Raw genomic sequence first — 18,568 nt, forward strand, 5'->3', positions numbered from 1 at the left:
GACTTTCTTCTAAGGGTTAAGATTAATTTATAAATTGAATGGTTATGAATAAAGATGTGAACAATGGTCAGTCCAGACGTGAGTTTCTAGGAAGATCGGTCGCTGCTTTGGCGGCCGCGTCTTTCCTTCCGAGTGCTTTCTCTTGTACGGGGAAGAGTGTGGCGGCTCCCGCTCCGGTTGATACGGCGGCGGAGGCAGGCAAGGTTAACTCGAAGTTCGGTGGCGTGCAAATCGGCACGATCACTTATAGTTGGCGTTCCATGCCGGGTGGATTGGAGAATATCATCAAGTATTGCCAAGAGGCGAATATCAGTTCCATCGAGTTGATGGGAGGTGATCTGGAAGCTTATTTAGGAGCTCCGGAGAATCCGATGATGAAATTCTTCCGTCAGCAAGCTCCTCAACCCGCGGCGAAACCGGGTGAGAAACCTGCGGCTCCTCGTCGGATGGGTCCCCCGAAGTTTACTCCGGAGCAGCAGGCTGAGATCGATAAATATAAGGAAGAGGTGAAAGCGTGGCGTCTCGGGCTGGATCTATCGAAGGTGGAAGGTGCCCGTAAGTTATTGAACGAAGCAGGAATATCGGCGCATATCGTGAAGATGGAACCTTCCCGTATGGGTTCGGACGAGGAAATCGATTATGCGTTCAAGGTAGCCAAGGCCATGGGCGCTAAAGCCGTGACGGACGAGATTAATTTGGAGACGGCGAAAAGAGTCGCTCCATTTGCCGAGAAGCATGGGATGTATATGGCTTTCCATAATCATATGCAATATGCCGAAGAAGGCTTTAGTTGCGATCCGATCTTAGCGGTCTCTCCTTCTATTATGTTGAATTTTGACGCGGGCCACTTCTTTGGCTCTACAGGTATCCATCCGAATGAGATGATCAAGAAATATCATGATCGGATCTATAGTATCCACTTGAAAGATAAGACGGGGCCTACGACAGGGGACCAGCCGAATACGAATCAAGTATGGGGACAAGGGGAGATGCCGTTGGAAGACGTGCTCTTGTTGATCAAACAAGAGAAATGGCCTATCTATTGCGATATAGAACTGGAATATGATATCAAGCCTTGGTCTGACTCCGTGAAAGAGGTAGGCACTTGCGTGAAATATGCTCGACAAATATTGATGTAGATTATAGAATGTTGTCTTTGGTATGTCATTAATAGGTATAACGAAAGGGCCGGTTCCTGATGGAGCCGACCCTTTATTTTTCATTTATTGATCTCTTTTACCAAATTGGGCGCGCACTTAAAATGGACAATGGTTCTGGGGATCAACATTAAAGTCTCTCCGCTTTTCGGGTTTCTAGCCAACCTGCTTGTCTGCAAGCGGGGAGTATAAACACCGAAACCCTGTATACATACCTTTTCTCCGGCTCTCGTTTTCTCTAAGATGATGTTATTCAGTTCTTCCAATATGTACCGGATTTCTTCTTTGTCATTACCGACTCTTTTCGATAATTCCTCGATTAGCTGACTTTTATTCATATCGTATTATTTTTTGAGAAGTTTGTTCTTTGCTCTGTTGTTAAATATTTTTTTCTGTATTGCAAAGGCGATAAGCCCGTGTGCCTCCGAAAGAAGCGTCCCAACGAGGATTGGTTCGAGAACTGCGTCTTCTCAACAATCTCTTGGATATTCAAGGTAGAGTTGGTGAGTAATCCTTTTAATTCTAGGATCATATATTCCGTAATCCAATCTTTGGCGGATTTGCCGCTTACCTCCTTAACAACCATGGTCAAGTATTTAGGGGTGATGCATAGAGAGTTCGCGTAGAACGTCACGCTTCTGTTCACTTTGTAATTACTCATGACCAATTGAAAGAATTTGTGGGTCAGTTCTTTCTTGTGTACATCTATCGTTACCGTGCTGTCTAAAGAATTGATTTTATAATGATTATATATATCAAGGAATAATATGCGAAGTAAGAGTATGACCGACTCTCTTCGATACTGGTTTTCCGGATCGACGGCTTTTCTTATAAGTAATTCAAAGAAGTCTACAAAGGAAAGAGTTTCCACGTCTTCCATCTCAAAATAGTAATGTTGCCTCATATAGAAAAAGAAATGCGGCGAGAAACGACTGATACCGCTTAATATATCAGAATAAAAGGATTCCGTGATCGTGAAATATCTGATTTGGAAATCTACGCTAACGTCCGTTAATGCGACCAATTGCCCCGGCAAGATGATGATGAGCTCTTTGGGGGTTATAATGTGCTTGTTGGAATAGATATCAATTTTAGCGTTTCCTTTTACACAATAGATGACAATCCCTAATCTTATATAAGAAGGGTAAGTGGTAATAGGGAGTTCTTTGGAAAGTGTAAAGATCTTGAAGTCCTTCTCCAAAGAATAATCAATACCACTATTCGGCTCAACTATTTTTTTAATATTTCCCGACATTCTTTTTGTCTATGTTTCTTATGTAAAATTATAACTTCGTCTTTTACTATATTTATCTAGTGGTTGTTTGGTATAATATTACAGAAATATAGGTCTCGTTTTGGCGTTTTTTAAAGTTTGGCTTAAATGATACCTTGAAAAATAACCGTTATTGGATGTTTTTGTTTGTAGGTCTAATACTTTTTTGCAAGTACGGTTGAGGTGATGTTAGGGATAACTTGTATTCTAAGGGCTGTGCGAGCTGGATGGAATATGTGTTAGGAAATATTAGTAATTAAGGTTAAGGACAAGCATGCGAGACAAGAACGGGAAGGATTGCCTCGCACGACAGGCTTAGATCGTCTTTTAGATAAACTTGAGTATATCTTCTGCCTTTTCCGCTATATGATCGGGTGCGTATTTCTCTAATTCCGTACGAGGGCGAAAGCCCCATGTTACCCCACAGGAGGTCACTTTGCTGTTGATGGCGGTTTGCATGTCTACGTCCGAGTCACCGACATAAAGAGCGTACTCTTTGGATATGCTCGCTCGTTCTACGATCTCATTGACGATACTGGGATCTGGCTTCGCCTTTACTCCTTCACGCTGTCCGAGAACCTCCGTAAATTGTATGGAAGGGAAGAAATGGGCGATGAGCTTACGGGTAGCGGCTTGATATTTATTAGAAGCGACCGCCAGTTTTATCCCTCTTTCCTGCAACAAGGCTAATAACTCAGGGATACCGGGGTAGGGAACGCTGCGATCTGTGTTATGCAGATCGTAATGCTTCAAGAACTCTTCCCTTACCTTTAGTATATTCTCTTCCGTCTTTTCACCTTCGGGTAACGCACGTTCGAATAATTTGTTGATGCCGTTTCCTACGAAGAAGTTATACTCCTTTACGTCATGCGTCGGAAAGCCGTTTTGCCGCAACGCATGGTTCGTGCTATGGGCTAAATCCGCGATCGTATTTAATAATGTTCCGTCAAGATCGAATATTACTAACTTTTTCATTTTAGTTTTCTGGCAAAATTAATGGAATGTAGAGATATACTTTCCCTTTCGACTGATAAAATAGATGAACCGATTTAAAAATAGATAAAAGTATTAGGTCATATATAAGATATTTGTATCTTTAGGACAGGAATAGAAATCCTTTGTAATATATTGTATAACCTAAAATTGGAACATCATGGGAAAGAATCAATTAATTCACGGGAATGAATTTCATTTGCTGAAACAAGCTGAGATTCATAAAGCTACAGGTAAATTAGTCGAGTCACTAAACTTGGCAGCCGGTTCTACGGGAGGTTTTGATATTTATAAAGTTGTAGAGGCTTATTTTACGGATTTAGAGAAAAGAAAGGAGATCAATGATTTGTTGGGTATTTCCGAGCCATGTGAGACACGTGTCACGGAAGAATGCTTTTCTTAAATAAGCCGCAGTAGGAATAACATAGAAAAAGGAGATACCTGAATCAGATATCTCCTTTTATTATATCTCAAAGAAGGATCAATTACTTACCAGAAAGTTTTTCTTTCAAAGCAGCCAATTCCTCGATGTCACCTAATGTAGTCTTTTCAACCGGACCGGTTACCATTCCAGATTCCTCTTCTTTTTTACCACCACGTTTTGAGGATGCCTTCTTTTCAGAAGTTGCCTTAGCGCCTTTTTGCTCATCTTCAAAGATGCGGCTGTGAGAAAGGATGATACGTTTAGCTTCCTTGTTGAACTCGATTACCTTGAATGAAAGTTTCTCATCTACTTGAGCTTGAGAACCATCTTCTTTTACAAGGTGCTTCGGAGTAGCGAAACCTTCTACGCCGTAAGGCAAAGAGATTACGGCACCCTTATCCAATACTTCGATGATTGTACCTTCGTGGATAGAACCAACCGTGAAGATTGTCTCGAATACATCCCAAGGATTCTCTTCCAATTGCTTGTGGCCTAAGCTTAAGCGACGGTTTTCCTTATCGATTTCCAATACTTGAACTTCGATCTCTGCTCCGATCTGAGTGAATTCAGACGGATGTTTGATCTTCTTCGTCCAAGACAAATCAGAGATGTGGATCAAGCCATCAACACCTTCCTCGATTTCTACGAATACACCGAAGTTAGTGAAGTTACGAACCTTAGCCGCATGACGAGAACCTACCGGGAAGCGCTCCTCGATGTTTTCCCAAGGATCAGCCTTCAATTGCTTGATACCAAGAGACATCTTACGCTCGTCGCGATCCAAAGTCAAGATTACGGCCTCAATCTCGTCACCAACCTTCATGAAGTCTTGAGCGGAACGCAAGTGCTGTGTCCAAGACATCTCTGAAACGTGGATCAAACCTTCTACGCCCGGAGCGATCTCGATGAACGCACCGTAGTCAGCCATAACGACAACTTTACCCTTAACCTTGTCACCAACCTTCAAGTTCGTATCCAAAGCATCCCATGGGTGCGGAGTCAATTGCTTCAAGCCAAGAGCGATACGTTTCTTCTCGTCGTCGAAGTCCAAGATAACAACATTGATCTTCTGGTCAAGCTGAACGATTTCTTCCGGATGAGAAACACGTCCCCAAGAAAGGTCTGTGATGTGGATCAAACCGTCTACGCCACCCAAGTCGATGAATACACCGTAAGAAGTGATGTTCTTGACAGTTCCTTCCAATACCTGTCCTTTCTCCAATTTGGAGATGATATCTTTCTTCTGTTGTTCCAACTCTGCCTCGATAAGAGCCTTATGAGATACAACAACATTCTTGAATTCTTGATTGATCTTAACAATCTTGAATTCCATAGTCTTACCTACAAATACATCGTAGTCGCGGATCGGCTTCACATCGATCTGAGAACCCGGCAAGAACGCTTCGATGCCGAATACGTCGACAATCATACCGCCCTTCGTACGACATTTGATGTAACCTTTGATAATTTCGTCTTTTTCAAGAGCCTCGTTAACACGATCCCAAGAACGTGTAGCGCGTGCTTTCTTGTGTGAAAGGATCAATTGTCCTTTTTTGTCTTCTTGGCTCTCGATGTAAACCTCTACCTCGTCACCAATCTTTAAATCCGGGTTATAACGGAACTCGGACATAGGAACAACACCGTCAGATTTGAAACCGATGTTTACAACAACCTCACGTTTGTTCATAGAAGTAACGGTACCCATAACCACTTCTTTGTCTTTTACCGTGTTCAGGGTCTCGTCATACGTTTTTACAAGATCGTCCTTGCTTACTTCGGTGTAAGTCTCGCCTTGCTCGAAAGCGTCCCAGTTGAAATCTTCAACCGGCTGGATGTTTTTTAAATTTTCCATTCTTTAATTGTTAATACTAAGTTTGTTTTAATTAGTAAGTTAGACTTTATGTTGTCATCTCTCAAAAATCGGGGCAAAGGTAATGCTTTTTTTCTGATTGACAAGAGTTTTGAGGGGTAAAAACATTCATTTGGGCCGTGTTGGCTGTAATTACGGAAAGCTGTTGATTTTTATTGATATTTATTTTGTAAGTTTGCGAATTGTAAGCGATAAATCAATGAGTAGAGGATTTTTAAGAAAGTCCAGCGTCAATACTTTTATAGGAATAGTGTGGATTTTGTTTGCGGTGGGCACAAGTGCGCAGAATGCCGTGAGTAAATTTCGTGCGGATAGCATACGCCAATCTTTATCACGTATCCAAAAACCTCAGGATAAGATACCCCTTCTTAAAGAATTAATCGGCTTGTACTGGCAATTGCCGGAGGAGGTGCCAGCGTTGAAAGAGATAATCGATATCGCGATGCCTTTGGATTCCATCGGGATCGTATACGATGCGATGGCTGGCTTGAGTCGTTATTATTATAATGTAGAAAATAGGGATAGCCTATTATATTGGGTGGGGCAATTGGATTCGTTGGCCTCAAAAAGGCATGAGAGTCCCAGAGGGTTGTTTTTATCCGGTAGCTTGGTTTGTCAGGATTATCTATGGTCCGGCAATTATGAGCTGGCTATGGACAAGGCCATGCAATATCTGGATTTGGCCCGGGAAAGTAAGAACGATTACGGCCTGCTACGGGCTTATCGCGATCTAGGGATGGTGTACCAGCGGATTAAGAAAGACAGTGACGCGGTAGAGATCTTCGGGAAAGGCCTGCACTTATTGAAAGGGGAGAAGGCGAATCCTGCTTTCCGGATTATGTATTTGTCTAATATGTTGGAATCTACCCTGCTATTAGGACGTTTGTCCGAGTCGGAGGCGCTCTTGAAACAGTATGATCATTTATTGGATTCCTTGGAAAGGAAGTATAATGGGGAGGGAAAGATTTTTCCGGTAAAACGTCATCGTTGCTTGATGAGTTGCTATTATTGCGAGCTGTATACCATGAATGGGAATTCGGGAAAGGCACAGGCGTATTTGGATCAGGCGACCGCTTATTTGGATAGTTCTTTTGGGGATAGGGTGGAGGCTCAATATCTGCGGACAAAATCATTTTATTATTGGAAGGAGAAAGATTATAGGCATGCGTTGTCCGCTGTCAATCTGGCTTTAAAGATCAATCGTGATCTGGATAAGTTGGAGATGAAGAAAGCGATATTGCAATCATCCGGCCAATTGCAAGAGGCGGTCACTATCTATGAGGAGATCATCAATAAGACGGAGACGATCAACACGGATGCCTTCGACCGGCAAATCGAGCAACTCCGTGTATTGAATGACTTGAATGACCTGGAAAAGCAAGATCGGGAGTTGAAGCTGAAATCGGAGCAAGAAGCTTTGAAGCAGAAGCAGATTGTCGTATCTATCGGTCTTCTATTGGTCTTGATGGGCCTACTCTATATGTTGTGGCGTATTTATATGCATACTAAGAGGTTGAGAAATGAGTTGCTTCAGGAGAAAGACTCCTTGATCGCTTCGGAGAAGCAACTGCGGGTCGTGACGAAAGAGGCGGAGGCGGCGAACAAGAAGAAAAGCGCCTTTATCGCCAATATCAGCCATGAGGTGCGTACGCCGTTGAACGCCATTGTCGGGTTCTCGGAATTATTGGCGAGTAGCGAGTATAGCGAGGAGGAGAAGATCCGGTTTGCCGGGGAGGTGAACCATAGTTCCGAGTTGCTATTGAATCTGGTGAACGATGTCCTGGATTTATCCCGTTTGGAATCCGGCAAGATCAAGTTCAGCGTGAAGCCAAACGATCTGGTCGCCTGTTGCCAGAGGGCGTTGGATTCGATTCGCCATCGGGTGAAGCCCGGGGTCCGATTGACGTTTACTCCCTCGCTTGAATCTTATACCTTGAATACGGATGCCTTGCGTTTGCAGCAGTTGTTGACAAATTTGTTGTCGAATGCCGCTAAATTCACTTCCGAGGGAGAGATTAATCTCTCATTTGCCGTGGATGAGAGCAAAGGTGAGGTTCGTTTCTTCGTTACGGATACGGGCTGTGGAATCCCTGAGGATAAGTGTAAGAAGATATTCGAGCGTTTTGAGAAATTAGACGACTTTGTTCAAGGTACCGGTTTGGGACTTTCTGTTTGCCAGATCATCTCGGAACAGCTTAAAGGTTCTTTATCCGTAGATGTCTCTTATAAGGGCGGTGCCCGGTTTGTCTTTATACATTCAACGAATTTAATTGAAACCCCTATATGAGACTGATGAATCTATTCAATAACAGGATATCTATACGTATAGGGGTGGTTATTATGATCTCCCTTGTATTTTGCGGCTCGATGAAATCTTCCACGCCTCCTCCCGGCAAGGATCGTTTAACAGAGATCGACAGCTTGGAGAGGGTATTACCGGGCTGCCCGACGATAGCGTCTACTTTACCTATATTGCAGCGGTTGGCTTTGCTTTATCGGCAAGATCCCAAAATGAAAGATTATTATCAACGTCTTTATGAGAACGCGATGGCGGTGGATTCCATATCTATCGCATATAGGGGATTGAAAGGTATGGCCGAGTATTATTACAATCAGTCTAAGCGTGATAGTTTGGTCTATTGTTGTAATATCGTAGATTCTATGGCGAAGGCCCGCCATGAATATCCGTATGTCTTGTTTGAGGTGAAGAGTTATTCCAGTCAAGATCTCCTTTGGCTAGGGAATTATGAGTTGGCAATGAGTGAGGCGATGAATCTGTATCGGTTGGCGAGCAATCTGAATCATAAATACGGCTTGCTTCGCTGTTCGGAGACTTTGGGGCTGATTTACCAACGTATCCGTAGGGATAGCGATGCCGTAGTCTCTTTTCAGGAAGGTTTGGATTTATTGAAGGATATAAAAGATGTTCCCGATATCATGGATACTAAAATCCGGTTAACTTCTTATCAATTGGAAAGTAGTGTCCGAACGAAACAATATACGTTGACGGAACGAATCTTGGAACAATATAAAGCCCTGCTGGATGAGCAATATGAGATTAATCAAGAAAAAGGTGATGTTTTGCTACTAGAGCGGGAGTATTGGCTGCTTTATTCTTTTTACACGAGCTTTTATCTTTCGAAAGGAGATTTGGCAAATGCCAAGAAAGCGTTGGATAAAGCCTCTTCCTATGTCGGCAATAGTTTGGTAGAGGAGGACTATGCAATCAATACTTATCTAGCGGTTAAGGCTCGTTATTATAAGGCGGCTGGAGATATCCCGTTGGCACTGCGTTATATAAATGAAGTGTTGGAGACAGAGCGATTACCCGAAGATATTCAGTTCAAGGCGGATATCTTAAAGGAGCAGGGCCGACTCGAGGAGGTTATGGCTCTATATGATGAACTTTATAGAACGCTGACGAAAAGGCGGGGAACTTCTTTTCTCCGGCAGGTGAATCAATTGCGAACCTTGCATGAGTTGCATGAAAAGGAATTGAAAGAAACGGAACTGAAGGAAGCCGGGTTACGTATCGCCCGGAAACAAGATTTGTTGGTGTTTATCTTATCTATATCGGTCGTGTTATCGATCCTCCTCTATATCTCGTTTTTATACTACCGCCATCTACGATCCTTGAAAAACCAATTACAGCGAGAGAAAGACTTGCTTTTGGAATCCCAAAGACGATTGATGAGGGAGAAAGCCCGTGCGGAAGAGGCCAGCCTGATGAAAAGCGCTTTTCTCGCTAATATGAGCCATGAGATCCGGACCCCGTTAAATGCGATCGTAGGTTTCTCCAGTTTGCTGGTGGAACCTTCTACCGATGCGAAAGAGCGGGAGGAATATTCGTCTATCATCCGGAATAATACGGATTTGATGTTGAATCTGGTAAACGACGTATTGGATTTATCCCGGATGGAGACTGGAGACCTTCATTTCAATATCAAGGATTATCCGCTTTTGGAGTGTTGCCAAATGGCATTGGAGAGTGTACGCTACCGGATGCCGGATGGGGTTAAATTGACTTTTTCTCCCGCTGGGGAACCAATCGTGGTACATGTAGATAATCTGCGCCTGCAACAACTGTTGACAAACCTGTTGACAAACGCCGCTAAATTTACGGAGAAAGGTGAGATTAACCTATCGTTCCAACTTGCGCCGGATCGGGAAAAGGTATACATAGCCGTTACGGATACGGGTGCCGGTATTCCCCTTGAAAAACAAGCTGCGGTATTCAATCGCTTTGAGAAGCTGGATGATTACAAACCCGGTGCGGGTTTAGGACTTTCTATCTGTCTTTTGATCGCCGAGCGGCTGAATGGTTCCTTGTCCATAGATTCCTCGTATACGGACGGAGCTCGCTTCGTGCTTATCCTTTCTTGTGAAATAGATTCCTCAATTTATAATCCGCCAATAGAAGTATGAGCGTGATGGCCCCTATGTATAAATAGAAAGCCAAGGCCGATGTGCTTATTGTGGGGACGGCTATCTTGGGTATCTCCATATATACGAAAGATACGATCGCAAGGGAAATCATGATAAGCGAGGCCACGATCGCCGCTAACAGGCTGAACCGTTCGTCACGTTTCTTCGCCTTTGCGGACTCAAGCATGATTTGTCGCATTACGTTCGAACGGAACGAGGCGGGAAGCTCCTCCTCCGGTATGCGTTTGAATAAATCCCCCAATAAATCGGGTTGTTCCTTATTTGTGTTTATCTTACTCATGATCCATTTCATTTAATAATACAAACAATTTTTTTCGGATGCGATGTAGCTTGACTTTAATATTCGAGGCGGTCAAGCCGGTGATAGAGACCAGTTCTTCTATTGTTTTTTCTTTCCAATAAAAGAGCAAGATCAAGGCCCGTTCGTCCGGTAGAAGTTGTTCAAGGGCGACTTCCAATCTTTGAACCTGTTCCGTGGATTCGGTTTGTCCGAACAGGTTCGTAACCTCCTCCTCCGATACGTTTTCAAGTGTAGTCTCCTCAATCGGTAGAAACTCATATCTCTTCTTCCTGACCGACGAGATCGCCGTGTTGTAAGCGATCCGGTAAATCCATGTGGAGAAACTACAATCCCCTTTGAATGAGGCGAGGTTTTTGAATACCTTCATAAACGTATCTTGCGCCAACTCCTCAGCCTCCTCTTGGCTTCGTACCACTTTGAGGATCAACGAGTGAATCGGACGGCTATACTTGTCCAAAAGGCAAGCGAAACATGCCACGTCCCCCGCTTGTATCCTTTGTATGTAATATGTATCGGTATACAATTCCATTGTACTTAATGGACGCAAGCCGGGTAAATAGGTTACAACTTGCGGTAACAAAAATAAAAAATATTTTTCAGCCCGGAGGTGTAACCTATGGGAAACTGTTGCGTCAAATTAGCAAACAATATGAATGAATCAATTAAAATTATACAGTTATGATGGATTTTATTTCTGTTCCGCTAGTTGTCGGAATCGTTTGTGCAGGTATTTACGGATTATTTGAGTTGTTTGTTCGCAAGAGGGAACGTTTGGCGATTATCGAGAAGATCGGTGATAAACTGGATGCCTCTGCTTTCGATGGTAAATTGGGACTGCCTAACTACATGCGAAACTTCTCGTTCAGTAGCTTAAAGGCCGGGTGCCTTTTGGCGGGAATCGGATTAGGTTTGTTGGTAGGCTTTATTATTAATATGTGTATGGCGACAAATTCTTATTATGATGATGGTTGGTACAGGCATGAGGTAGCGGGTACGGCTTATGGGGCTTCGGTTCTTTTGTTCGGGGGAATCGGCTTGATAATAGCGTTCGTCATTGAGCTGAAACTAGGTAAGAACAATAAGTCATAGGCTTGCCGGTATAGACGTAGCGTGCTGCATGCAGCACGCTACGTCTATACTACAGGTAGATCTCCCCGAAGAATTCAGGACAATGGAAATTAGGCTCGGGAAGGTCGATCGGACTCCAACTTACGAAATGCGGATTCATTGTCTCATCGGCGCATTTATAGAAGTTCCCTAGTATTTTCTCCGGCAGATTACTAGGATCTAACCCCATCAACTTGAGTGGTATGACTACGATCAAGTTCCATGTATGAATACCTTTAATCTCCTCGAATGCCCTTCTTCTCACGGATGGGAGTCTTATGATGCTTTTATACTCTTCTTGCGAAAGCGACGTCTTGATATCCCGTGAGGTACGGCGGGCGGCATCGCAAGTCCCGATACAATTAAACTCGAAATTCATATAATGCGAGTCACCTTCCTTTTTCATGAAGAACTCCACGCAACTATCCTTATGGACCGAGGAATTGTCCATCTCATAAGACGCCTTTAGCGAATTACCCTGCACGCTATATCGTATATATAGATTTTTCTCTGTCCGAGCTATATTAAAAGCGGTGATCGGCTTATATGGATACTCATGCCAATTGGCATGGGTGAGGAACTCACGTTGGGATTGCACCTCAAGAATCGGTTCTATGGATGTTATATCGAGTACATCCAGAACGGGGATAACAGGAACTTTCAGTCTTTTCATTTTAACTATAGATTTGAAGTAAAGGCCATTGTAAGTAGGAGGTCAATAAAACCGATAGGGCACCGATAATAGACAATACGATAATGACAGAGCCCACGATCCGGTTCAGTAACCAAATGCCTCTAACGTTGAACCATTTTCTCAGTTTTCCAATAATATATGTTATGCCGAACCACCAAAGAACGGCCCCTAACCCTATGCAAACAATGCCCAATACCAGCAGCCAAAACGAATGTTCAGGCAGCACGAAACCAAACCGGGCGAATAATCCGATATAGAGCAAGACGATTAACACGTTGCTAAAGGTAAGTAGAAAAGCTGTAATAAAGTCTTGGGTGAACGATAATTTTTTTTCTCGGTGTTTCTTTAGGTTCCTAGTCGGGTTGCTTTGGAAGATATAATACCCGAAAATGCCGAGAACGATACTTCCGATCAATTGCAGGGGCGCTTGGTTCGCCTCCACGAAGTTGACCACAACTCCCATGCCCAGACAAGTCAGTGCCGCATAAATCACGTCGGATAGAGCGGCCCCTAATCCGGTGACGAACCCGTGCCAACGTCCTTTATTTAGTGTTCTTTGTATACAGAGCATACCGATGGGGCCCATGGGGGCCGAAACCAATACACCTATAATGATTCCTTTACTAACGATTCCTAGCATTAAGTTGAGTCTCTTCTAGTTTCTTGGGCAAAGATACATCCATTCCGCGATAAAAAAAAGGTAAAAAACGTAAGATACTGTAGGGACGAGGCTCGCTCGTCCCTTATTTCGGGAAATTGGGACTGTACAATAGGGTCGTATCGAGAGTCATCAATTTACCGTCTTTCACGAATGAGTCTCCTCGCTCGGACAGATGCTCTACCATCATCTTGCGTAATTCGGACAACTTATTCTGATAGGCTGCGTCCTCACTAAGGTTATGTGTCTCTCCCGGGTCTTCCCGTAAATCGAACAACTGCTCGCTTCCGTTGTGGAAATTCCAGATATACTTAATCTTCCCATCGGTAAGGGCTGCCCAGTAATTATCGTCGCTATAGCAAGTGGCATGCTCCATGTCTATATAGGGGCGCCATTGTTCCTGCTGGCCTTGGATCAGCTTAAGTAAAGACCGCCCGTCCATATCGGGAGGAACCGACCCGCCGGCGATATCGATAAAGGTAGGCAAGAAGTCTCTCAGTTCTACAGGTTGTTCTATGCTGCTTCCGTCCGGTATGGATTTGGATATACCGGCGGGCCATTTTACGATATAAGGAATATGGGCCGAACCCTCGTACGGATAGGTTTTCCGCCAATGATAATGATCGCCCAACATATCGCCATGATCCGCCGTGAAACAAATCAGGGCATTGTCGTACATACCTTTGTCTTTTAGGGTCTGGATGATTTGCCCTACTTGATCGTCGATAAAGGTGATATTGGCGTAATAATGGCGACGGGAGTTTATGGCATACGCATCCCCGAAATTACCGAATGGGGCATCTGATGCTCCTTGGCGAGGATCTTTCGGCTCGGCGTATTGTCCGCACCAATCTCCTATATGGGGTTTTGGGATATCCGCGTCCTTATACATATCCAGATAACGTTGAGGCGGATCATAAGGACTATGCGGGCGGGCGAATGATACCTTGAGGAATAAGGGCTTGTCGTTGTCGTAGTTCCGGATCAACTCGCAAGCGGTCTGTCCGGTCCAAGCCGTAGGATGAAGCCGTTCGTCTAACTTATAGACACCGGCGGCATGGTCGTTCCAGCCGATACCCGTAAGATCCGGGTCTTTGCCGGGTGCCTGCAATTGAAACCATTCCCGGTAATCGCTGATGAAATCGGGACTTTCCACCCGGCCACTCTCGTCGATCAAGGTCGCGTGGAATCCGTGAAGTGCTTTCTGCGGAAACCAATGCATCTTACCGATCCCGAAGGTATAATACCCCAGATTCCGCATCATCTGAGGCATCTCGTAACGATACTTCAAGGCCATGCGTCCGTATCCCAGCATACCATGATGCCAAGGAGACATCCCGGTCAATAAACCGGCCCGTCCCGGAGTACTACTTGGAGCGGAGGAATATCCGCTCACGAACAACGAGCCTTCTTGCGCCAGCCGGTCGATATTCGGTGAGATCACCGCCTTGTTTCCCATGCAGCCGAGGGTGTCGCCCCGTTGTTGATCGGTCATGATCAGGATGATATGCGGCTTACCGCTCTTTACGGGCATGGCGGGAGAGACGACGGTCTCTGCCTCTTTCCCGCTTTTGCTATGCGTCATCCCCGGAAGTGTCGCACCCAGACCGATTCCGAGGGATGATTTAATGAAGTTTCTTCTTTCCATTATTTAGCCTTGATTGTGTGATCCCGAACTCCTTTTAAGATTCCCTGCAATTGGAAAACGATCTCCGGATGTTGCAAGGCCTTGTTTCCTTCCTCGTAGACCTTCGTCATGTCGTATAACTGAGGCTCGGGGGAATATCCGGTCTCAATCTTCTCATATTCCATGATAGCGGAACCTACGCTCGGCTCGATATATTTCCAATCTTTCGTACGGACGGAAAGTGCCTTATTAAGCGCTTGCTCAATTACCCACGGGCGGTCTTCCTTGCTTTTCCCGATCCAAGTATCCAGATAATCATAGCTATCCGGCGCGCTTCCTTCCGGAAGACGGGAATTCGTCAGTGAGGCAAGGGAGGCGAACCAGTCGATCTGGCTCACTAGCGCATCTGATACGGCGGCTTGCTTGATCTCCTTTGGCCAATGTACGATAGCCGGGATACGGGTTCCCCCTTCGAAGGCACTGTATTTATTACCTCTAAGCGGTCCGGCGGGTTTATGATCGCCTAGTAGCTCCACGGCCCGGTCCGCGTAACCATCGTCTACGACAGGTCCGTTGTCGCTTGACAAGATGATCAAGGTGTTTTCCGTCAATCCCATCTCATCCAATGTTTTCATCAATTGGCCTACGCTCCAGTCGAATTGCTCGATAGCGTCGCCCCTCACGCCCATCGGGTTCTTTCCCCGGAAACGGTCGTGCGGGAAGCGGGGTACATGCACGTCGTTCGTGGCGAAATACATGAAGAAAGGCTTCTCTTTATTCTCCTTGATAAAATCGATGGCGTGTGTCACGATAGAATCGGCGATATTCTCGTCTTTCCAAAGCGCCTTGCCGCCACCTTTCATGTAACCGATACGGCTGATTCCGTTTACGATGGATTGGTCGTGCCCGAAACTAGGCTTCTGGTTGTATAATAATTCCGGATTATCTTTTCCGGTCGGCTCTCCGGGAAAGTTCTTCTGGTAACTGACATAGATCGGGGCATCCGGATCGTAGTTCGCCACCTGCCCGTTCTCGATGAATACGCAGGGGACGCGGTCTGCCGTCGCCGCCATGATATAGGAATAATCAAATCCCAGATCGCCAAGGGCGGTGGGGAGTGGGGCGTTCCAGTCTTGCTCTCCCGCTTTGTCTCCTAGGCCAAGATGCCATTTGCCGATAGCGGCCGTGGCGTATCCCGCGTTCTTGAACATATCGGCTATCGTATAACGCTCCGGTCGTATGATCATTCCGGCGTTTCCCGCGGCGATGTCCGTTCCCGGGCGGCGCCATGCGTACTCTCCGGTTAGCATGGAATATCGGGAGGGCGTACTGGTAGAGGCGGTCGCGTGAGCGTTGGTGAAGCGGATGCCGTTCTTGGCAAGCCGGTTGATATTTGGGGTTTTCACTTGCGTGCCGTCGTAGCATTCCAAGTCTCCATATCCCAAGTCATCTGCGTAGATGAACAATACGTTTGGCGTTCTAGGTGTAATGTCTTGTCTCTGTTGGGCTTTTGCGATACCGGCTGTAAGAAGCGAGGCACCGATCCCTACGATAAGTGTTGATTTCATGTTGTTTATTATTTAGATGTTCTTGTTGTGTATCTGCGATTTCTTATTCATGGCATGTTCTATGGACATTAATTGAATTATATACAAAAATAACCAAATTATTTCAGAATAAGGGTAACCACACCAAAATATCTATGAGATGGAGCTTAGGAAGAAATGCTTTTTGGTTCTGGTTAAAAGGGGGGCTTATCGTATATTTTCATGTACGCTCTTGCTCCTTATCGTATAATGCTGTAAAAAGTCGTACGTGTTTCCCGAAAAACATGTACGACTTTTTACAGAAACACGTACGTGTTTTTCAAAAATCACAATCGTGTTTTTAAGGTGTTGATATTAAGCAATTTATATATTTGTGCCATTTGTATACCTTATTGTATATTATTATTACCAAGACGGAACACGCACTGCCTATACAAGAGTGGGTAATGAAAGTGTAGAATGTAATTCTCAACAACTTCTTTCATTGATATTGAAGGGTATGCACATGACATGGGATTCACTTCCTACCCAAGTGGATGCCAGCAAACATTCTTGTAAATGAAGAAAAGTTCGGAGAGAAGGTTCGGAGAGCCCCATAAAAGTTCGGAGAGTGAGTTCGGAGACACTGCGGATAAGCCTAAAAATATAGGTAGAACAGCACAGAAGATCATCGACCTTGTCATTTCCGCCCTTTCTATGTCAGCCGAAGCTATGGCTTATAAAATTAGGTATAAGTTCCCGTGCTGTAGAAAAACAAATCGCAAAATTGCGTTCTATGGGTATATTGTCTCGTGAAGGCGCAGACTTTGGTGGTTATTGGCGTATTATTTTAAGTTACCATTTTGAGGGGATGAGACGCAGCACGCTGCGTCTCTACAACTGGAGACAAAATTGGGCGAAAAAAGTAAGTTAACTTCGTTGGAAGTGAGGTATTGGAGTTTGAAAATCAAATAAAATATTATACATTTGCATGACTGGATAAGTCAAAGCGAATAATTGGTATCAAACAATGATAAACTAAAAAACATATGGATTATCTTAGGTTGAAATATTATTAATACGTATATTTGCGACAAGAAAAGGCTTTTTAATTAAGAGCCTCGTGTTGCGTGTGATATTTGTGCTGTAGGACGAAAATCGGCTAATTTTCTTAAATCTCCCTATGCACGAAGAAGGCCCCGCAACCCTTTACTGGATATACGTGTTATCTATGCTAATATAGTATGGATATATTTTGTATACAGATAAAGGGGGCGTGTGGCTGACTTTATTGGGAGTTGGGTCTTAGCCGAACCTTCGTCTACATAAATGTTCAGTCCTCGCCCTTCCTTTATTTTATAAGAAAGGACCACTACTTAACAAAAGCCATATAGCGCTCGTCTTTACGAAGGACATCTTTTCTAAAACATGTCCGGATCTTGTAAATCTAATAATTAATTATGTAAAGTGAATGGCTTATGGACGCTTGTGATATTGATGAGATCCAGAATCTCTTTATTTACTACTCCGCTTGTTTCAGCAAGTATTTTCCAGAGTTAGGGTTTTATTGTAATGAGAGGGAATTCCAGATACATGGTATCGTGCGGAGATATAGTGACGTCACGGGAGTGTCCCATGATGGCTCTTATTTCTTAATTGAGATGCGAAAAGAATACCTGATCTACTTACCGTTATTGGTTGGTTCCAAATTCCGCATTTTAACTAAACAAAAACAACTTTATTCGTAATACGATCTTATGCCAGAACTCATATCCATAGAAGAAGCCGCCCGTATTACCGGTTTCCCGTACGAGGAGATTGAAGATTGGGTAAAATCCCGAAAGATAACCTCTTTCCATACGAGAACCGGTACACGTATGGTAGATACTGAGAACCTACGTGATTTCATTGCCCATATCGAACATCTAGGGATTCAAAAACTATACTTGCAACTGGTCATTCAAGACAAGGAGGAGGAAGCCGACGAGATTATCGCCCAGTACGACGATTACCTTTTCTGCCTACGATCCTTAAAAAACATCTCTCCCCTACTTAAACAAATCATCGCCGAACTATCCACATTTATAGATGATAAGCAAGATCGGTATATATTCACGGAAATAACCTCTGGGGCAAAAATACTGGACGTAGCCAAACGGATCTCCCTACCGGTCACAAGCCTAACCCTGTCTCCCTACATCCGTAAATGCCTCCAAAAATTGGAACTGGAGACTATGGAGGACCTATTGCGCTACGCTAGGAAGAAAGGGCTCGATTCTTTGTTGAAGATTTCGGGATTCGGCCCTCTCGGTTTAGACCAGTTAAAATTTCAGCTGGAAAAGCATAAGATCATGAATAAGGCCGGAGACGGCTCACCCGATAAATCAGGGGGAAAATTCTTTAATTCTATAGAAAATTTGCACCTTTGTACCATGAACAATCAAGGACTATTAGCATTGGCACAGTTGATTCTGCCATCAGAGATACTTTCA

The 18,568-nt window shown here is 44.3% G+C and carries 15 protein-coding genes and 3 pseudogenes; 8 read left to right on the forward strand and 10 right to left on the reverse strand.

The window, feature by feature from the left end:
• Positions 1 to 44 precede the first annotated feature (44 nt).
• A complete protein-coding gene (locus NBH16_RS02615; protein ID WP_009276440.1) occupies positions 45 to 1,139 on the forward strand; it encodes a sugar phosphate isomerase/epimerase family protein in 1,095 nt (364 codons plus the stop codon).
• Between the two features lie 80 nt (positions 1,140 to 1,219).
• On the opposite strand, the gene NBH16_RS02620 is transcribed toward NBH16_RS02615, so the two are convergent.
• The 3 genes from NBH16_RS02620 to NBH16_RS02630 all read right to left on the reverse strand — a co-directional run bounded on the left by NBH16_RS02620 (position 1,220) and on the right by NBH16_RS02630 (position 3,405).
• Positions 1,220 to 1,495, reverse strand: coding sequence for an HU family DNA-binding protein (locus tag NBH16_RS02620; protein ID WP_005866712.1), 276 nt, complete (start codon positions 1,493 to 1,495; stop codon positions 1,220 to 1,222).
• Entirely contained in the window at positions 1,492 to 2,412 is a 921-nt protein-coding gene (locus NBH16_RS02625; protein WP_008773911.1) for an AraC family transcriptional regulator, read from the reverse strand. Before NBH16_RS02625 ends, NBH16_RS02620 begins: the two co-directional genes overlap by 4 nt.
• Positions 2,413 to 2,757: 345 nt before the next feature.
• Positions 2,758 to 3,405: an HAD family hydrolase gene (locus NBH16_RS02630; RefSeq protein ID WP_036615292.1), complete on the reverse strand. Its 648-nt coding sequence runs from the start codon at positions 3,403 to 3,405 to the stop codon at positions 2,758 to 2,760.
• 178 nt (positions 3,406 to 3,583) lie between these two features.
• On the opposite strand from NBH16_RS02630, the gene NBH16_RS02635 reads away from it, so the two are divergent.
• The gene (locus NBH16_RS02635) at positions 3,584 to 3,826 is read left to right on the forward strand and encodes a hypothetical protein (protein WP_005861135.1); all 243 of its coding nucleotides are present in this window, start codon (positions 3,584 to 3,586) and stop codon (positions 3,824 to 3,826) included.
• Between the two features lie 82 nt (positions 3,827 to 3,908).
• On the opposite strand, the gene rpsA is transcribed toward NBH16_RS02635, so the two are convergent.
• Positions 3,909 to 5,699, reverse strand: coding sequence for a 30S ribosomal protein S1 (gene rpsA / locus NBH16_RS02640; protein ID WP_005861137.1), 1,791 nt, complete (start codon positions 5,697 to 5,699; stop codon positions 3,909 to 3,911).
• 217 nt (positions 5,700 to 5,916) lie between these two features.
• Between rpsA and NBH16_RS02645 the strand changes: the two genes are divergently transcribed.
• Together NBH16_RS02645 and NBH16_RS02650 are read left to right on the forward strand one after the other, a co-directional pair.
• Entirely contained in the window at positions 5,917 to 8,004 is a 2,088-nt protein-coding gene (locus NBH16_RS02645) for a tetratricopeptide repeat-containing sensor histidine kinase (RefSeq protein ID WP_229040438.1), read from the forward strand.
• Positions 8,001 to 10,142, forward strand: coding sequence for a sensor histidine kinase (locus NBH16_RS02650; RefSeq protein WP_048927925.1), 2,142 nt, complete (start codon positions 8,001 to 8,003; stop codon positions 10,140 to 10,142). Before NBH16_RS02645 ends, NBH16_RS02650 begins: the two co-directional genes overlap by 4 nt.
• Here NBH16_RS02650 and NBH16_RS02655 read toward each other — a convergent pair.
• Entirely contained in the window at positions 10,087 to 10,443 is a 357-nt protein-coding gene (locus NBH16_RS02655; protein WP_005866723.1) for a hypothetical protein, read from the reverse strand. The two genes, NBH16_RS02650 and NBH16_RS02655, sit on opposite strands and share 56 nt — an antisense overlap.
• Positions 10,436 to 10,993 (reverse strand): RNA polymerase sigma factor, encoded by a 558-nt coding sequence (locus NBH16_RS02660; RefSeq protein ID WP_008773907.1) that lies wholly within the window; start codon positions 10,991 to 10,993, stop codon positions 10,436 to 10,438. Before NBH16_RS02660 ends, NBH16_RS02655 begins: the two co-directional genes overlap by 8 nt.
• Before the next feature lie 149 nt (positions 10,994 to 11,142).
• Between NBH16_RS02660 and NBH16_RS02665 the strand changes: the two genes are divergently transcribed.
• Positions 11,143 to 11,553, forward strand: a complete 411-nt coding sequence (locus NBH16_RS02665) for a DUF6249 domain-containing protein (RefSeq protein WP_008773906.1) — start codon at positions 11,143 to 11,145, stop codon at positions 11,551 to 11,553.
• Positions 11,554 to 11,602: 49 nt separating this feature from the next.
• Here NBH16_RS02665 and NBH16_RS02670 read toward each other — a convergent pair whose 3' ends face one another.
• The 4 genes from NBH16_RS02670 to NBH16_RS02685 form a co-directional block, all read right to left on the reverse strand.
• Positions 11,603 to 12,244 (reverse strand): carbohydrate-binding family 9-like protein, encoded by a 642-nt coding sequence (locus NBH16_RS02670; protein ID WP_005861151.1) that lies wholly within the window; start codon positions 12,242 to 12,244, stop codon positions 11,603 to 11,605.
• Between the two features lies 1 nt (position 12,245).
• Complete coding sequence (locus NBH16_RS02675) at positions 12,246 to 12,905, reverse strand: LysE family translocator (protein ID WP_005861153.1); 660 nt, start codon at positions 12,903 to 12,905, stop codon at positions 12,246 to 12,248.
• Positions 12,906 to 13,008: 103 nt separating this feature from the next.
• A complete protein-coding gene (locus NBH16_RS02680) occupies positions 13,009 to 14,571 on the reverse strand; it encodes an arylsulfatase (RefSeq protein ID WP_121962102.1) in 1,563 nt (520 codons plus the stop codon).
• A complete protein-coding gene (locus NBH16_RS02685) occupies positions 14,571 to 16,118 on the reverse strand; it encodes a sulfatase family protein (protein ID WP_009018363.1) in 1,548 nt (515 codons plus the stop codon). Before NBH16_RS02685 ends, NBH16_RS02680 begins: the two co-directional genes overlap by 1 nt.
• 367 nt (positions 16,119 to 16,485) lie before the next feature.
• Here NBH16_RS02685 and NBH16_RS02690 point away from each other — a divergent pair.
• The 3 pseudogenes from NBH16_RS02690 to NBH16_RS02695 form a co-directional block, all read left to right on the forward strand.
• Positions 16,486 to 16,650: pseudogene (locus NBH16_RS02690) on the forward strand (AAA family ATPase); the annotation flags it as partial.
• Positions 16,651 to 16,658: 8 nt separating this feature from the next.
• Positions 16,659 to 16,932, forward strand: a pseudogene (locus tag NBH16_RS23355) (HTH domain-containing protein); the annotation flags it as partial.
• 901 nt (positions 16,933 to 17,833) lie between these two features.
• Positions 17,834 to 18,445: pseudogene (locus NBH16_RS02695) on the forward strand (transcriptional regulator); the annotation flags it as partial.
• Positions 18,446 to 18,568 lie beyond the last annotated feature (123 nt).

The organism is Parabacteroides sp. Y3-G-102 (genome assembly GCF_023656845.1).
Classification (GTDB): domain Bacteria; phylum Bacteroidota; class Bacteroidia; order Bacteroidales; family Tannerellaceae; genus Parabacteroides; species Parabacteroides distasonis.

Bases quoted from the DNA above. Each gene is read 5' to 3' on its own strand.
- NBH16_RS02680 (WP_121962102.1), bottom strand. From the start codon at position 14,571: ATGGAAAGAAGAAACTTCATTAAATCATCCCTCGGAATCGGTCTGGGT.
- NBH16_RS02645 (WP_229040438.1), top strand. From the start codon at position 5,917: ATGAGTAGAGGATTTTTAAGAAAGTCCAGCGTCAATACTTTTATAGGA.
- NBH16_RS02615 (WP_009276440.1), top strand. From the start codon at position 45: ATGAATAAAGATGTGAACAATGGTCAGTCCAGACGTGAGTTTCTAGGA.
- NBH16_RS02625 (WP_008773911.1), bottom strand. From the start codon at position 2,412: ATGTCGGGAAATATTAAAAAAATAGTTGAGCCGAATAGTGGTATTGAT.
- NBH16_RS02665 (WP_008773906.1), top strand. From the start codon at position 11,143: ATGATGGATTTTATTTCTGTTCCGCTAGTTGTCGGAATCGTTTGTGCA.
- NBH16_RS02675 (WP_005861153.1), bottom strand. From the start codon at position 12,905: ATGCTAGGAATCGTTAGTAAAGGAATCATTATAGGTGTATTGGTTTCG.
- NBH16_RS02655 (WP_005866723.1), bottom strand. From the start codon at position 10,443: ATGAGTAAGATAAACACAAATAAGGAACAACCCGATTTATTGGGGGAT.
- rpsA (WP_005861137.1), bottom strand. From the start codon at position 5,699: ATGGAAAATTTAAAAAACATCCAGCCGGTTGAAGATTTCAACTGGGAC.
- NBH16_RS02660 (WP_008773907.1), bottom strand. From the start codon at position 10,993: ATGGAATTGTATACCGATACATATTACATACAAAGGATACAAGCGGGG.
- NBH16_RS02630 (WP_036615292.1), bottom strand. From the start codon at position 3,405: ATGAAAAAGTTAGTAATATTCGATCTTGACGGAACATTATTAAATACG.
- NBH16_RS02620 (WP_005866712.1), bottom strand. From the start codon at position 1,495: ATGAATAAAAGTCAGCTAATCGAGGAATTATCGAAAAGAGTCGGTAAT.
- NBH16_RS02670 (WP_005861151.1), bottom strand. From the start codon at position 12,244: ATGAAAAGACTGAAAGTTCCTGTTATCCCCGTTCTGGATGTACTCGAT.
- NBH16_RS02650 (WP_048927925.1), top strand. From the start codon at position 8,001: ATGAGACTGATGAATCTATTCAATAACAGGATATCTATACGTATAGGG.
- NBH16_RS02635 (WP_005861135.1), top strand. From the start codon at position 3,584: ATGGGAAAGAATCAATTAATTCACGGGAATGAATTTCATTTGCTGAAA.
- NBH16_RS02685 (WP_009018363.1), bottom strand. From the start codon at position 16,118: ATGAAATCAACACTTATCGTAGGGATCGGTGCCTCGCTTCTTACAGCC.